Raw genomic sequence first — 16,204 nt, forward strand, 5'->3', positions numbered from 1 at the left:
AATCAGCTTTTTTAGGAGCTAATCCCGCTATCCGTTACAATCTTTTATTTTTTAAAGAAAAAAACAAAAGGATTTTCACTTCTATCGGGGCTAAAACACACATTATGTACGAACTGCTTTTTTGGAGATATTTAGACGAAATTTACCTAAACCATCAAGAGGTTTACGAAGCTCTTGTTGAAAAAGAAGAAGTAGAAGGTCTTGCAGAACTTCCTGTTGAGGTAATCATCAATCGTATTAATTCTGTTTTTTCAAAATGGGAACGAGTAGACGAAAACAGCTGGAAAAACAACAGCGGTAAAGGTGCATTCCAGGTTATTACAACACCACAAAGCGTACAAATTGACTGTTATGGAACCGAAGGCAAAACCATGAATCAGTTAGTAGATATAATGGAAGAATTCAAATGTCCGCTTTACGATCCGCAGATTCCGGAACGTTATGATGAAATGAGCGAATAAAAAGCTAATTAATTCAATGTAAATCAAGATAATCTATATGAAAGTTTATTTAGAGAATTATAAAACGTTAAGACTTGAATTAAAAAATATCTTGTATATATGTATATTTTTCATATTTTTAATAGAATTCATTTTATCTGACATAACTGAATTATTTCCAAAAGCAAGTATTATTGGTAACGTGGTTTTAAAATTATGTTATTCTTATATTTCGGCACTAATTTTCTATTTTTTAGTAGTTCATTTTAAAAGACAGAATGAGAAAAGGAATTATTATAAAGTACTAGATAGAAATTTAAGTGTATTATTGAATCAAGGTACTTCTTTATCTAGCACCTTGAAAAAAATCTCTCAAGAAGAAGTATTTGACAATTTGAAACTTGAAGATTTAAAAAAGGTTTTACAAAAAATTGATCCTAATACTAACTTTCCGGATTTTGTTGATATTGTAATTGGAAGAATTAATTGGTATAAATATTTATTATATTTAACTCAAACAGCTCAAAAAGAAATAGATCTAATTTTTAAAAATTCTATGCTACTTGAGGCGGAGTTAATATCACTTTTGAATGAACTATATAAATGCTACTTGTTTACTCAGATTCATATGTTTAATAGTGGGAAATTTGCAAATGAAAGTTTAGATAATTTTGAATCAATTTTTCAAAATTATTTTGAAAGATTGTACGATATTCAGAAGTATAAAGCTAAGGAAATTGATAAATATCTTAAATAATTAAGGTTGTTTTTGCTTTTTCATAATTAAATTATAATTTGTAATAATCTCTACAATTAAAATATTTTTATAATGATTTTTAATTTCTTAGACCAAATAATTTTAGAAGACGATGCTGTTTTACTACGTTCACTTCAAGAATCAGACGTAGAAAATTTACTTGAAATTTCGATCAACGAACCAGAAACCTGGAAATATTCCTTAGTAGGTGCAGACGGAAAAGAAAATCTGATTCATTATATTCAATTGGCAATCAAGGCAAGAGAAAACCAAAAAGAATTTCCGTTTATAGTTTTCGATAAAAAATCCCAAAAATACGCCGGTTCAACACGATTTTATGATATCAGCCTTGAATTCAAAACCTTACAATTAGGTTATACGTGGTACGGATCTGCTTTTAGAGGAACCGGACTAAACAAACACTGCAAATATCTATTACTACAATTTGCCTTCGAAACCCTTGGAATGGAACGAGTAGAATTCCGCGCAGATAATAATAACGAACGCAGCATTGCCGCAATGAAAAGCATTGGCTGTAAAGTAGAAGGCGTTTTAAGAAGCCACATGCCAACTGCAAACAGCGATGTCCGTCGTGATTCGATCGTTTTAAGCATCCTAAAAAACGAATGGTTCAACGAAGTAAAAGAAAATCTAAAAAATAAGCTTTAAAAGAGCCGTTAGGCTCGCCCATATTGTAGGGCTGGATTTTAATCCAGTCTAAAGAGACAAAAAGGAAAAAAGAACCATAGGTTCGACCCATTTTACAAGGCAACAATATGGACCGTTCCTACGGAACTCCGCGATGTGTAAACCATTTTTTTTCAACGGATTAATCCCGATAGCTATCGGGAGTTGCTACAATTGTACCGTTCCTACGGAACTCATGAATACAACGTATAATTTTTCAACGGATTAATCCCGATAGCTATCGGGAGTTGCTACAATATTTACCATTCCATTCCTACGGAATTCTTGAATTGGAATTCATAATTAACCATTCACCATTCACCATTCACAATTCATAATTAACCATCAACCATTAACCATTAACAATCAACCCCTACCCATCTTTCAAAAGCAAATTCTGTTCTTTTCTAAGCTTTACCACCAATTGATCAATGTGAGTTTTTATCTTTTGAGGTAAAGAATTCCAGCTGGCATCTTTTTTAAAACTTCTGCAATAATCCAGATCGCATTCAACCGCTCGTATTACGTACTTTTTGTTTTTGTAAACCGTAATAATTTTTACACGTCTTATTTCGCCATATTCCGTTTTTGATCCGTACACAATTACAGGATCAATGTAGCCATCACCATCAAGATCTTTGGTGCTGCAATATTTTGTCCAGAACCAAAGTGTAGTTTCTTTCGGTTCATAATCTTCCAGTACATCGTTAATTCCCCATTTTTCCAGAAAACCACCATGATCGTTCATGACGCAGATCGCCTGAATCTTAGTATTCAAAGTATCTTTTTTCGAAATATTCTTTTGATTTTCGGCCAAAACCAAATTCGTAACACCGCCTTTATCGCTGTATTCAAAAGCACGATAAATAGGAAAATCTGAAATTCCGTTAAGTTCCCTTTGAACGATTTGTTCTTTAGTTAATTTATAGCTTTCCACTTTTTGCGAAAAACCAAATGCAGTATTTAATAGAAAGATCAGTATCGCAATTTTTTTCATTTTGGCAGTTGTGTTTAGAAAACCAAAGATATTCAAATGCAGATTAGTTTAAAATTTAAATTTTTTAAAAGAGTAATTTTATTGTAATTTTCTAAACTGAAAACAATTAACAACGCCTCATGAATCGTATACCAAAAACAGGTTTTCATTTTTTAATTGGAATCTTCCTATTTGCTTTTGCTGAAAACAGTAATGCGCAGAAAAAAACAGACAATCTTAAAAATTTAATTCAATATGTTGATCCAATAATTGGAACAGCAAAAATGGGACACACCTATCCCGGTGCAACTGTGCCTTTTGGAAGCGTACAGTTAAGTCCCGAAACTGATACTATTGCCTACAGTTTAAACGGAAAATATAATGGCGACGTTTATAAATACTGCGCCGGATATCAATATGAAGACAAAACCATTGTAGGTTTCAGCCATACCCATTTTAGCGGAACCGGTCATTCAGATTTAGGCGATTTTCTAATCATGCCCACAACCGGAAAATTGCAATTGAATCCAGGCGTTGCCTCAAAACCATTATCAGGTTACAGATCAGCATTTTCTCATTCAACAGAAAAAGCCGAACCAGCATATTACAGCGTTCTTCTGGAAGATCATAATATTAAAGCAGAACTTACGGCAACAACCAGAGTCGGGATGCATCAATATACCTTTCCAAAATCAGATGAAGCACATATTATTTTGGATTTAACCTCAGGTATTTACAATTACGATAAAAAGAATGTCTGGACTTTTGTACGTATAGAAAACGATACTTTAATTACAGGATATCGTCAGACCAATGGCTGGGCAAGAACCAGAATCGTTTATTTTGCCATGTCTTTCAATAAACCCATTAAAAGTTACGGACAAGCTGCACAGGAAAAAAGCGTTTACAGAGGTTTTTGGGGAAGATTCGATCAAACGAAAAACTTTCCCGAAATGGCAGGACAAAACCTAAAACTGTTCTTTGATTTTGATACCAATGAAGGAGAAAAAATCAAAATTAAAATGGCTTTATCGCCTGTAAGTTCTGCCGGCGCATTAGAAAATATGAAAAAAGAAATTCCGCATTGGGATTTTGAACGCGTTAAAAAGCAAAGTCAGGAAACTTGGAATAAAGAGCTTAATAAAATTCAGGTTGAAACCATTCAAAAAGAAGATTTAGTGAATTTTTATACCGCCATGTATCACGCCTTTTTGGGTCCAACAGAATATATGGACTTAGACGGAAATTACAAAGGTTTGGACATGAATGTTCACAAAGCCGAAAACTTTAAAAATTACACCAGTTATTCGCTTTGGGATACCTATAGAGCTTTGCATCCTCTATTTAATATTGTACAGCCTTCCAGAAACTCAGATATGATCAATTCGATGCTGGTGCATTCAGATCAAAGCGTTCATAAAATGCTGCCTATTTGGTCTCATTATGCCAACGAAAACTGGTGTATGATTGGGTATCATTCCGTTTCTGTCATTGCCGATGCTATTGTGAAAGGAAATACCAATTTTGATGCTGAAAAAGCACTTCAGGCTTGTGTAAATACGGCCAAAGTGCCTTATTTTGACGGATTAGAATATTATATGAAAAAAGGATATGTTCCCGAGGATAAAAACGGAGCATCGGTTTCTAAAACTTTAGAATATGCTTATGACGACTGGGCAATTGCGCAGGCTGCAAAGAAATTAGGAAAAACGGATATTTATACTGAATTCATCGAAAGAGCTAAGAATTATAAAAATGTTTACGATGAGAAAACAGGTTTTATGCGCCCGAAATTAAACGACGGAACTTTCAAAAAAGAATTTGATCCGCTGGATACACACGGACAGGGATTTATTGAAGGAAATTCGTGGAATTACAGTTTGTATGTGCCGCAAGATCCCGCAGATATGATTAAAATGATGGGAGGAAACGAGAAGTTTAAAGTCCGTTTAGATTCATTATTTAATATGCATTTACCGGATAAATATTTCGAAAATACCGAAGATATTACAAGAGACGGAATCATCGGGAATTATGTTCACGGAAACGAGCCTTCGCATCACGTGGTATATTTATACAATTGGACCGATTCGCCTTGGAAATCGCAGGACAAAATTAGAATGATTTTGAAGAAAATGTACCGAAATGGTGCCGATGGTTTGGGCGGAAATGACGATTTCGGACAAATGAGTGCCTGGTATATTTTCAGCAGTTTAGGATTCTATCCCGTTGCACCGGGTTCTGATGAATATGCATTGGGAAGTCCGCTGGTTAAAAAAGCCGTTTTTAATTTAGAAAGCGGAAAAAACTTTGAAGTAGAAACCGTAAATCAATCTGATAAAAATGTATTTGTGAGTAAAGTTTTGCTGAACGGAAAACAATTGAACAAGCCTTTCTTAAAGCATTCAGATGTTATCAATGGCGGGAAAATTACATTTTATATGAGTTCAAAACCAAACAAAAAGAGTTATTAAAATTAAGATGGACCACTGATTATACTGGTAAAACGGATTTACATTAGTTTATTTTGCGGTGTCACCCTGAGCGAAGTCGAAGGGGTTTCACAACGAAAAAGGCTTCTCCCGACGCCTTGAGATCGTTCAGCCTGACAGCAAAGATGACTCAACCTGACAAGAGAGCCAAGATTAAATTCGTGAAAATTAGTGGAATTCGTGGCAAAATCAAAATTAGTTAGACCACAGATTATACTGGTAAAACGGATTTACATTAGTTTATTTTGCGGTGTCATTCTGAGCGAAGTCGAAGGGCTTTCACAACGAAAAATGGCTTCTCCCGACGCCTTGAGATCGCTCAGCCTGACAGCAAAGATGACTCAAATTGACAAGAGAGCCAAGATTAAATTAGTATAATTCGTGAATTCGCGGCGAATAACAAAAAAACTTTCCGAAATTTGCATTTCAAATAAAGACAATCAAATATGAAAATAAATTTAAAATCAGGAATTGATAAACTGCTTTTCGGAATGAAGCAGAACGATGTTACAGCTGTTTTAGGAAAACCTGATAAAAATTATAAAGACGAAGATGATAATGTGATTTTTGTATATAATGCACACAAAATCAGATTGACATTTTATGAAGAAGAAGATTCGAAACTAGGTTATATTGTTGCTTCAAGCAGCGATTTAGAAGTTTTCGGATTCAAAATAATCGGAAGAAAAATTGCTGATGTAAAGAAAGATTTTGCTGCAAAAGGAATTACAAAATACAATCAGGAAACTTTTGATACTTTCGAAAATTACTTCAACGAAGACAATTGGTTTATTCTTCAAACCGAATTTGATGAGGTTGTAAAATTCGAAATTGGAGCCATTATCAATAGTAAAGACGAGTTTGACTGGAAATTTCCAGTGAAGAAATAAAAATAACACACGCATAGTCATTGCGAGGAACGAAGCAACCACACTAAAATAAGTTCCAATCAGAAATAAAATACTATCCAAGATGAGATTAGCTAACGCTCAGTTCGCTGACGCTCGATTGCTTCGTTCCTCGCAATGACAAAATAAAAAAAACCGACAATCACTTGTCGGTTTTTTTTATGAGTTTAAAAGAATTATCCTTTTAACCATGCATTTCTAAGTTTGTCTTTTGAAGCATCAGTTGCTTTAAAAGTTTCAGACTCTTCGAATGGTAATTTTACAGTTCCTTTTATTGTTTCTTCTTTAGTACCACGTTTAATTTTTAACGTGATAGGATCGTTTTCTTTCCAGTTTTCACTTTCACCAATAAGGTCGTAAATGTTGTCTAAAGAATACGGTTTGTTGTTTACAGCTAAGATTTTATCGCCGCCTTTTAAATTAAGGTTTTTAAAGAAGTCATTTGGCTCAATATCAGAACGAACAATGATTTCTTTTGTCTGTTTGTCAATCGTAATATACGGAGTTTGTCCTTTTAAGAAAACAGGACCTGCTTTTTTCTCTGATGCTTTTGCCACACCAACTTTTGCTAAATAAAAATCGTAAGGAATTGGAGTTGTTCCCTGAACATATTTAGTTAGAAATTCACCAACTTCAGGATAAGTAAGCTGCGTGATTTTTGCAAATAATTCGTCGTCATTAAAAGGTTTTTCAACCCCATATTCAGATGATAATTTATGCATTAAATCAAGAATTCCTCTTTCGCCGTTGCTTTTTTCTCTAATGATAATATCGATGCACATACCAATTAGCGCCCCTTTTTGATATACGTTTAAGTATTGGTCTTTGTATGGCTGCTCTAATACATTTTTACTCATTAAAGTAAATGACATAGTATCATTTAAGCCTTTTGCCTGTTCGATTTTATCAGCAATACGAGTGTAAAATTCTGCTTCATCAATTAAACCCTGATTGATTTGGAAAAGATTTGCGAAATATTCTGTTACACCTTCATACATCCATAAATGCTCAGACATTTTTGGTGCGTTATAGTCAAAATACTGGATTTCTTTTGAGTGAATTGTCAAAGGAGTTACAATATGGAAAAACTCGTGCGAAACCACATCTTTCATTGATTCTACCAATTTTTCTTTTGGCATAGATTCAGGAAGTACAACTGTAGTGGCAGTAGGGTGCTCTAAAGCTCCAAATCCGTGTGCATCATCTTTTGCCATGCTCGATAAATACAATAAAACGGTATATTTTTTAGTCGCATTTACTTTACCCAAAAAGTTCTTTTGAGCGGTCATCATGGTTTTCATTTCCGGTGTGATACTTTCGGCAGTAAATTTCCCTGTTGGAGAATAAACAGCAATTAAAATATCCATTCCGTTTACGTTGAAAGTAGTGTAATCTGGTTTAGAGTACATAATTGGATTTTCAACCAAAACAGCGTAACGAGGCGTTGTAAAAACATCGCTTGTTTTGCTTGCATCTTCATCGGTCATAGAAGTTGCACCCCAAAGTGTTTCAGGATGTGTAATCGTAACTTTGTACGGAATTTCTAAATTGTCTTTAAAATACCCTACAAAACCATGTGTATTTACCATGAAATTTACACCTGCATTGATATTGGTTCCTGCCGGAGAGAAAACGTCGTCATTACCAAATCCGGTTCCTTTTTCAGTATCAAAAGTATCATTAACTAAATACGTGATTTTCTTTAACGCTTTAGCATTAGAAATAGACCAGGAGTTGTCGTCAATTCTTTTTACAGTCAAAGCATTTCCTTTGGCATCAAAAGCTTTAAAATCTTCTGAATATTTTCCGTAGTTATCCGTAGAATAAGTTCCCGGAACTGTTTTTGGAATGCTGTAGACGATTTCATCCGTTTTAATCTGCGGAGGAGTTACCGTTACCAAAACTTTGTCGTCTTTTACATCAACTAGATTAATGTTAACTCCTACGAAATTTGCTTTCCCAGAAGAAGTACCTGTTTTACAACTCCAAAGCGTTACCGCAAGAGCCAGGGTGTAAAGTATTTTTTTCATTTGTTTACGTTTAGTTATATGCATTTGACTTCAAAAATATATAAAAGTTACAAGAGAATTTAAAATATAAAAAAAACTCCCGAAAAACAGGAGTTTTAGATCTTAGTCAAACTTATTTTTTATGTAATATTTGCCGTCCAAATCTTCGTCAAAATCGTCAATTTTAACGGGTTTAGGTTTTGGTTTATTCGCAATAGCCTTCTTTTTCCACATCTCAAATTTTTCAAGAGGCATTTTCTTTTTCATGATCTCAAGAACTTCTTTTTCTGCCAATCCAAATTCTTTTTTTATAATTTCAAATGGATTTCTTTCTTCTAAGGCCAACGAAACTAATTTTTCCGTTTGTTCCCAATTCAATTCTTTGCGGTTACTCTTTTTCATCTCGTGAAAATTAATTCAAATAGAGGGTTAATGATTAATAGATTGATTTTCATTTTGTATATCAATATTAATAAAAAAAATAATTAGTTGGTTCGCTCAGGTATATTTTTTTTATTGATTTTTAGTGTTTTTTGCAGATCTCGATTTTTGAAACGGAATTTTTAATAAATTCTTCAGTTTATTGTTTTCTTCGGCCGCCATGTGAGTGTCTACGCCATAAATTATTTCTTCTTTAGGAAGACTGGTAAAAGTGCCAAACAATCTGTCCCAAACCGAAAAAATATTCCCATAATTGCTGTCAGTGTAAGGTAACATGTAGTGATGGTGTACTTTATGCATATTAGGAGATACAATAAAATAGCTCAAAAAAACATCCAGCTTATTAGGCAATGAAATATTAGCATGATTAAACTGTGAAGCTACGACTGATAAAGACTGGTACAGAAAAACCATCCACATAGGGCTTCCAACAATTAAAACACCAAGTGTGGTAAAAATAAAACGAATTACACTTTCGCCAGGATGGTGTCTGTTTGCGGTTGTTGTATCGATCCAGGTATCGGTATGATGAATGAGGTGAAAACGCCATAAAAACTTTGTTTTATGCTGTACAAAGTGGGCAAGATAAGCGCCAATTAGATCAAGCAGAAGTAACCCAATAATGGTGTAAAGCCAAATTGGAATCTGCGGTATCCATTGCAGAATTCCGAAATCATTTTTGGTTGTCCATTCTGCTGTTTTTATTAAAATAAAAGCCAGAATAAAATTGACAATTATGGTAGTTATGGTAAAGAAAATATTGATTCCGGCATGATGCCATTTTTTGTATTGCATTTGAAACAACGGAAAAGTATTTTCGATTAGCCAGAAAATCGTAATACCGCCCACTAAAATTAAACTTCTATGAGAAGACGGGATCGTGCTGAAGTAAGAAATAATTTCGTTCATAACAAATTAAGATTGGAGTTGAAATGAATTTTTTCTTTTCGGTTTTATTCAAAGAAAAAGAGAAAACCTGATATAAATATATCTGATTTTCTCTTTAAATTTTATAAAAAGCAAAATATTTTTAAGCTTCTGCGTGGTTTTGTAACAATGATTTGTAAATAAATCCGGCAACAATAGCGCCTAAAATTGGAGCAACCCAAAACAGCCAAACCTGAGAAAGAGGTTCTCCTCCGGCAAAAATAGCCTGAGATAAAGATCTTGCAGGGTTCACAGATGTATTTGTAATAGGAATGCTTATTAAATGTATAAGCGTTAAGCCAAGACCAATTGCAATTCCGGCAAATCTACCGTTTGCAAATTTATCTGTTGCACCTAAAATTATTAATAAGAAGAATAAAGTCAGGACAAACTCTGCGATAAAGGCAGATTGAAGCGAATAACCGTCTGGAGAAAACGCTCCAAAACCATTTGAAGCAAAAGCCCCGGCTTTCGTATTATCGATAACAAATCCGGCTTTTCCTGAAGCTATAGTATACAAAGTACCTGCTGCAGCAATTGCACCAATACATTGGGCAATAATGTACGAAACAAGGTCTTTGGCAGGAAATCTTCCGCCGGCCCATAAACCAAAGGAAACAGCAGGGTTAAAATGCCCTCCCGAAATATGCCCGACAGCATAAGCCATTGTTAAAACAGTTAAACCAAATGCAAGTGCAACACCAGCAAACCCAATCCCTAAATCAGGATATCCTGCTGCAAAAATAGCGCTCCCGCAACCTCCAAAAACAAGCCAATAAGTTCCAAAGAACTCTGCAAACAATTTTTTCATAATAAAATAATTTTAGATTAATAGATTTGATTGTTAAAGGGTATATTGGAATGCCCAAACAATCAAAACGATTTGTAAGGGCAAACGTACAAATAAAATCCATTTTGGTAAACCAAAACTTGCTTTTTTATTTTGAAACATATAAAAATTGGCAGGAAATATGGCAATTAGTAATGCAATAATTCCCCATGCTGCATATTTGGTTGTAAACGAAAGCATTAGCAAAATGCCTAAAATCACTTCGGCGAGTCCGCTTACAGTATTTAATAATTTAGGGTTTTTAAAAAAAGGAGGAATGATCCTAATGTACATTCCGGGATTTCGAAAATGATTTAAACCGGCAAGTATATAAAGTATCGCCATTAAATATAAATGCCAGGGTAAGTTCATGATAATTAATTATTTATCACGAATTTATAAAAAAAATTAACACTTATTACGCTACAAGGCTATTTATTTTAAGATGATGTAAAAAAATCTTAAATTTTACGTTTAAAATTGACATTCATAATAACGATCGCAAGAATGATTAAAATAATTCCAATCCATTGTAAAAGAATTACTTTTTCATTCAATAAAACAAAGGCCATCATAACAGAAACCGGAAGTTCTAAAGCAGAAACGATACTTCCTAATCCAATCCCGGTTAACGGAAAACCTAAATTCATAAGCATAGGAGGGATGATAGTTCCAAATAAGGATAGAATAATTCCCCATTTTAAGAAAATCGATAAGTTGAAAGGTGTAACCTGAGTAATAAAGCCAAAAGTAAATACAATTACCGCACCGCCAAGAAGCATGTATAAGCTTCGTTGTGCCGAAGAAATTTCGGTAGCGACACTATTTGCAGTAAACATGGTAGTTGTAAACGAAGCAGCTGCTAAAACTCCCCAAACCATACCGCGCCAATCCAGCTGAATGTCGTTATTGATAATGTTTGTTGCCAAAGCGGTTCCAACAAGTACAATTACAACGGCTATAACTTTTTGTTTTGAAGGCAGTTTCTTTTCTATAATCATTTCCAGTAAAACCCCCATCCAAACGGTTTGCATTAATAAAACGATTCCAATAGAAACCGGAATGTATTTTACTGCTAAATAATAAAACAAACTTGTCATTCCTAAGGAAGTTCCGGCAAGCATTAAGTTGAATATATTTTTTGGAGATGCTTTTACAACCTTTTCTTTGTTTTTTGCTTTTTGGAATGCGTTAGTAATCAAAATACCAATTATACCCAGTATAAATTGAGAAGTTGTTACTTCTGCTGTTGTATATCCTTCGGTGTAAGCCATTTTTACGAAAGTAGCTAACATTCCGTAACTTGTAGCTCCTAAAGCAACTAAAAATACTCCTTTTAATACGTTGTTTTGTGACATTTTGATTGTTTGTTTTTAAAAATTCAAGCCGGCAAAGGTAAGCTATTTTGTTTAGGAATTAATAGAAAATATGCGCAAACGTTATCATTGTACTTGTTTGCTGCGTTTTATTGAATTGAAATTTGAAGATTCAGCAGAATAGAATAAATGAAAAAGCCGTTAAAAAATACATTTTAACGGCTTTACTATATTTAAAAAAAGAGTTTAAATATTATTTCGCTGGCTGGTTTTGATACGTTTCAATTTCAAAAATCAAAGTAGCGTTTGGCGGAATTACGCCTCCGGCACCTTTATCTCCGTAAGCTAAATTTGAAGGTATGAAGAAAATTGCTTTTTCTCCGTCTGTCATCATATCCAGCGCTTCGATAAAACCAGGAATCATGCCGTCTTTTTTACCAACTGTAAAAGGAAAGGCTTTGTAACCACCTTGTGCATCCCTGTTTGCATCGTATTTTCCGTATGCTTTTGCAACTTCTGCCATACTGCTGTCAAAAAGAGTTCCATCTTCAAAATATCCTGCATAATGAAAAAAGATATTAGAACCTTCGGCACCTTTTACGCCAGTTCCTTTTTTCGTAATTACATATTTTAAATTAGATGGAGTTGTAGTTGCTTTGGCTTTTTCTGCTGTAAAATAAGCTGCTTTTGCTCCTGTTACTTTTTTAGATTCTTCTTTTTTAGCCTGCTCTTTTTTTACGTCATCGCTTAAAACTTTTAAAGCATCAAATTTTTTAGCTGCAACACCTTTGCGTGTAATCGTAATTTTGTTCATGACATCATCCTGAACAATTTTATTTACAACGTCCATTCCAGAAACTACATGTCCAAAAATAGTATGTTTTCCGTTTAACCAAGGTGTATCTTTATGTGTAATGAAAAATTGGCTTCCGTTTGTTGCCGGACCTGAATTTGCCATAGCTAAAACACCGCCTTTTTCAAATTTTAAATTGTCTACAAATTCATCTTTAAAAGAGAATCCCGGACCGCCAGAACCATTTCCGTCCGGATCACCTCCCTGAATCATAAAATCATTTATAACTCTGTGGAATTTTAAACCATTATAAAATGGTTTTCCTTTTAGAGATGCTTTTACATTAGGGTTTGTTCCTTCTGCCAAAGTGATAAAGTTTGCAACTGTTACAGGAGCTTTTACATATTCTAATGATAGTACGATATCTCCTTTAGTTGTAGAAATAGTAGCAAAAATTCCTTCGTTTGGATTTGCTGCAACAGCTGTTTTAGAAGCTGTAGTTTTTGCAGCTGCGGGTTTTACCGGTGAAGGTTTTCTAACTTGCGCCTGAATGTTTACAACAGCCAGACAGAATAAAAATAGAAATTTAAATTTCATTGTATTTTGAATTTTAGTCGGTAAAAGTAATTATAAGAAATTAATTATAAAAATAATTATGGTTTCTCTAACAATTGAACTTCAAAAATAATATTTGCATTTGGCGGAATAACTCCTCCTGCACCAGCTTCTCCGTATGCTAGGTGAGATGGAATGAAAAGAACTGCTTTGTCTCCAAAAGAAAGTTTCTCAATACCTTCTATGAATCCTGGGATTAAACCGTCTTTTTTTCCTGCCTGAAAAGGAATTGGCTGATAACCGTGCTGCTCAGCTCTGGCTGCATCGAATTTTCCAAAAGCCTTATTAACGTCTTCAATGCTTGAATCAAACAATGTTCCGTCTTCTAAGAAACCTGCGTAGTGAATGTAAAGCTGAGTACCTGTTGCAGGTTTTTTACCAGCACCTTTTTCAGTTATTACATATTCTAAACCACTTGGTGTTTTAGTTGCTTTTGGTTTTAATGAAGCATAATATTCTACTTTTTCTTTTTGAACACCAGCAAATTTGCTTTTTTCTTTAGCGATTTCAGCGAAGTAATCGTGAAATACTTTTACGGCATCAAACTTTTTAGCTGCTTCACCATTTCTGATAATTGTTACAGAAACGATATTATCACCTTGAATTACTTTATTTACCACTTCCTGATCTTTAGCATCAACAACATGACCAAAAATGGTGTGTTTGTTATCTAACCAAGGAGTTTCAACGTGTGTAATAAAAAATTGGCTGCTGTTTGTTCCTGGTCCGTTGTTAGCCATTGCTAAAACACCAGCTTTATCGAATTTTAAATCTGAGAATTCATCTTTAAATTTATATCCTGTATCTCCAGAACCAGTTCCAAGCGGATCTCCTGACTGAATCATGAAATCTTCGATAACTCTGTGAAATTTTAATCCGTCAAAAAAAGGTTTCTTTTTTAGGTTTTCAGATACAAATTCGTTTTTGCCTTCTGCTAATGTTACAAAGTTTGCAACAGTAACGGGTGCTTTTTTATAATCTAATTCAACAATAATATGTCCTTTATTAGTTTCGATATCAGCATATAAGCCATCAGGCAGGTTGCTGTGGTCGTCTTTACAAGAATAAAATGAGCTAGTGGCAAGTAGTAATACTAAAATACTTTTTTTCATTTTTTAAAATGTTTTTATGGGTTTAATGTATCTTTTTTAGTTGGAGCGGCTGGTTTAACCGTTGCAGGTTTTGCAGCTGCAGGTTTTGGAGTTTGTGCCGATGTTGCAGCCGGTGTTTTTTGTGCAGCCGGATCCGGAACAAAATTACGTAGTGTAACCGTGCAGATTAAGGATTGATTTGGTCCAATCTTTTTGTTATCTCCATGATAGCCATAAGCCATGTGAGACGGAAACAAAAAAGTAACCGTTTCATTTTTTTTCATGTATTTGATTCCGTCACGCAATCCCATCATGATGTCTTGTTTGTCTACGTAATACGTTTGCGGACCAAGATCGGCTTCAGAATAAATTATTTTGCCTGTAATGTCTTTAACTTCTAAATTAAAGTAAGCAATATCTCCTTTGCGCGGTGCAGTGGTTTCTGTAGTGCTTTTTTCATCATAACTAAACCAATATCCTTTTTTTGTAGCGTAATATTTTACTTTAGGATTGCTTTTGATGATTTTTTTAATAACCTCTTCTTCGCTTGCCACTAACTTTTTGTTTCTGTCTGCTGATTTTTTCATAAAAGTACCCGAAGCTCTGGAAATAGGTCTTCGCGCTTCTTCATGGTGCTTACAGCCTGCCAATAAAACTGCAAAAAGCAGTGAGTAAATGCTAAGTTTTAAGTAGTTCATATTGGTTTTATAATTTTAGTTTCGTTACTAAATCTTCAAACTTTTTAAGCGTTTCTTCCATTGAAGTTTCAGATCTTCCGCCGGCTGCATTCACATGTCCGCCTCCGTTAAAATGATCGCGTGCAAACTGATTTACATCAAATCCTCCTTGCGAACGGAATGAAATTTTAATGATTTTTTCGTCTTTATTTTCGATAAAGATAGCAGTAAATACAATTCCGCGTATGCTTAAACCATAATTTACAATTCCCTCAGTATCACCTTTTACATAATGAAAAGAATCTAATTCTTCCTGCGTAAGAGAGGTGTAAGATGTTTTATGATCTTCAAAAACTTTCATGTTTTGAAGTGCACGTCCTAACAATTGCAAACGGCTGTAAGAACTGTTATCGTATAATAAAACCGGAATTTGAGTATTCTCAACCCCAAGATCAATTAACTCGGCAATAATTCTATGTGTGTTTCCAGTTGTTCCCGGAAAACGAAATGAACCAGAATCAGTTAAAATGCCGGTATAAATGCAAGTGGCAATGGTTTTGTCGATATCTTCTTTTTTGTTTAAGAAAGAAATAAAGTTGTAAACCATCTCGCAAGTCGATCCGTATGAAGTATCAGAATAAGTGTAAGCGGCGTAATCATGAGGTTTTTCGTGATGATCGATCATGATAAACGGAGCAGTAAGCTTTACTAAAGTATGTTCCATTTCGCCTGTGCGATGAAAAGCATTAAAGTCTAGTGTAAAGATTAACTCGGCTTCTTCTAATATTTTGGTACAGTTTTCAGTGTCTTTTTCAAAGATTTTTACGGTTTCAGAACCTGGTAACCAAGCTAAAAAATCAGGAAAATCATTTGGAGCAATCACCGTTGGCTGATGATTGTTTTTTAATAGAAAATGGTATAATGCCAAAGTAGAACCCATAGCGTCGCCATCTGGTCCTCTGTGCGGAATTATTACGATTTTCTTTGGAGCAGCAAGCAATAATTGAATTGCCTGAATATCTTGTATTTTCATAGTGTGCGAATTTACATTTTTTTAATGTAATGCTGAAAATATTTTAGTCTCGATTTTTAGTTTTCAGTCGCAGTGTCAGTTTTCAGTTTATTTGGGGTTATTTTTGTTTTGAGATTAAATTGTGGTGTGTGAAATTGGCACACGGATGACGCGGATTCGCTTTCGCGAAAAGGCTGATTTTGACGGATTTTTTTTGATGTTAGAATTCCGTAG

16 protein-coding genes are annotated in these 16,204 nt (G+C 34.3%); 5 read left to right on the forward strand and 11 right to left on the reverse strand.

Annotated features, from left to right (window positions below; translation table 11 throughout):
* The first annotated feature begins 104 nt into the window (after positions 1-104).
* The 3 genes from AC1RRQ_RS02060 to AC1RRQ_RS02070 all read left to right on the forward strand — a co-directional run bounded on the left by AC1RRQ_RS02060 (position 105) and on the right by AC1RRQ_RS02070 (position 1,866).
* A complete protein-coding gene (locus AC1RRQ_RS02060) occupies positions 105-461 on the forward strand; it encodes a hypothetical protein (protein ID WP_493020938.1) in 357 nt (118 codons plus the stop codon).
* A gap of 37 nt (positions 462-498) precedes the next feature.
* Positions 499-1,197: a hypothetical protein gene (locus AC1RRQ_RS02065; RefSeq protein ID WP_493020940.1), complete on the forward strand. Its 699-nt coding sequence runs from the start codon at positions 499-501 to the stop codon at positions 1,195-1,197.
* 72 nt (positions 1,198-1,269) lie between these two features.
* A complete protein-coding gene (locus tag AC1RRQ_RS02070; protein ID WP_493020942.1) occupies positions 1,270-1,866 on the forward strand; it encodes a GNAT family N-acetyltransferase in 597 nt (198 codons plus the stop codon).
* A gap of 391 nt (positions 1,867-2,257) precedes the next feature.
* Here AC1RRQ_RS02070 and AC1RRQ_RS02075 read toward each other — a convergent pair whose 3' ends face one another.
* Positions 2,258-2,881 carry a M949_RS01915 family surface polysaccharide biosynthesis protein gene (locus AC1RRQ_RS02075; protein WP_493020944.1) on the reverse strand — a complete coding sequence of 208 codons (624 nt, stop codon included), beginning with the start codon at positions 2,879-2,881 and terminating at the stop codon, positions 2,258-2,260.
* A gap of 119 nt (positions 2,882-3,000) precedes the next feature.
* On the opposite strand from AC1RRQ_RS02075, the gene AC1RRQ_RS02080 reads away from it, so the two are divergent.
* On the forward strand, positions 3,001-5,334 hold the full coding sequence (locus tag AC1RRQ_RS02080) for a GH92 family glycosyl hydrolase (protein WP_493020946.1): 2,334 nt from the start codon (positions 3,001-3,003) through the stop codon (positions 5,332-5,334).
* A gap of 464 nt (positions 5,335-5,798) precedes the next feature.
* Entirely contained in the window at positions 5,799-6,242 is a 444-nt protein-coding gene (locus AC1RRQ_RS02085) for a hypothetical protein (RefSeq protein ID WP_493020948.1), read from the forward strand.
* A gap of 194 nt (positions 6,243-6,436) precedes the next feature.
* On the opposite strand, the gene AC1RRQ_RS02090 is transcribed toward AC1RRQ_RS02085, so the two are convergent.
* The 10 genes from AC1RRQ_RS02090 to AC1RRQ_RS02135 all read right to left on the reverse strand — a co-directional run bounded on the left by AC1RRQ_RS02090 (position 6,437) and on the right by AC1RRQ_RS02135 (position 15,991).
* On the reverse strand, positions 6,437-8,290 hold the full coding sequence (locus tag AC1RRQ_RS02090; RefSeq protein WP_493020950.1) for a M61 family metallopeptidase: 1,854 nt from the start codon (positions 8,288-8,290) through the stop codon (positions 6,437-6,439).
* A 102-nt stretch (positions 8,291-8,392) separates the two neighbouring features.
* A complete protein-coding gene (locus tag AC1RRQ_RS02095) occupies positions 8,393-8,671 on the reverse strand; it encodes a DUF2805 domain-containing protein (protein WP_253786232.1) in 279 nt (92 codons plus the stop codon).
* 111 nt (positions 8,672-8,782) lie between these two features.
* A complete protein-coding gene (locus tag AC1RRQ_RS02100; RefSeq protein WP_493020952.1) occupies positions 8,783-9,619 on the reverse strand; it encodes a sterol desaturase family protein in 837 nt (278 codons plus the stop codon).
* Positions 9,620-9,740: 121 nt separating this feature from the next.
* Positions 9,741-10,448, reverse strand: a complete 708-nt coding sequence (gene aqpZ, locus AC1RRQ_RS02105; protein ID WP_493020954.1) for an aquaporin Z — start codon at positions 10,446-10,448, stop codon at positions 9,741-9,743.
* Between the two features lie 33 nt (positions 10,449-10,481).
* Positions 10,482-10,838: a DoxX family protein gene (locus tag AC1RRQ_RS02110; RefSeq protein ID WP_493020956.1), complete on the reverse strand. Its 357-nt coding sequence runs from the start codon at positions 10,836-10,838 to the stop codon at positions 10,482-10,484.
* A gap of 89 nt (positions 10,839-10,927) precedes the next feature.
* Complete coding sequence (locus tag AC1RRQ_RS02115) at positions 10,928-11,824, reverse strand: EamA family transporter (protein ID WP_493020958.1); 897 nt, start codon at positions 11,822-11,824, stop codon at positions 10,928-10,930.
* A 211-nt stretch (positions 11,825-12,035) separates the two neighbouring features.
* Positions 12,036-13,172 (reverse strand): peptidylprolyl isomerase, encoded by a 1,137-nt coding sequence (locus AC1RRQ_RS02120; RefSeq protein WP_493020960.1) that lies wholly within the window; start codon positions 13,170-13,172, stop codon positions 12,036-12,038.
* Between the two features lie 56 nt (positions 13,173-13,228).
* A complete protein-coding gene (locus AC1RRQ_RS02125) occupies positions 13,229-14,302 on the reverse strand; it encodes a peptidylprolyl isomerase (protein WP_493020962.1) in 1,074 nt (357 codons plus the stop codon).
* A gap of 14 nt (positions 14,303-14,316) precedes the next feature.
* Positions 14,317-14,979 (reverse strand): gliding motility-associated peptidyl-prolyl isomerase GldI, encoded by a 663-nt coding sequence (gldI, locus tag AC1RRQ_RS02130; protein WP_493020964.1) that lies wholly within the window; start codon positions 14,977-14,979, stop codon positions 14,317-14,319.
* Between the two features lie 7 nt (positions 14,980-14,986).
* A complete protein-coding gene (locus tag AC1RRQ_RS02135; RefSeq protein WP_493020966.1) occupies positions 14,987-15,991 on the reverse strand; it encodes a DHH family phosphoesterase in 1,005 nt (334 codons plus the stop codon).
* Positions 15,992-16,204: the final 213 nt, after the last annotated feature.

Source organism: Flavobacterium sp. GW821-FHT12A05 (assembly GCF_058807735.1).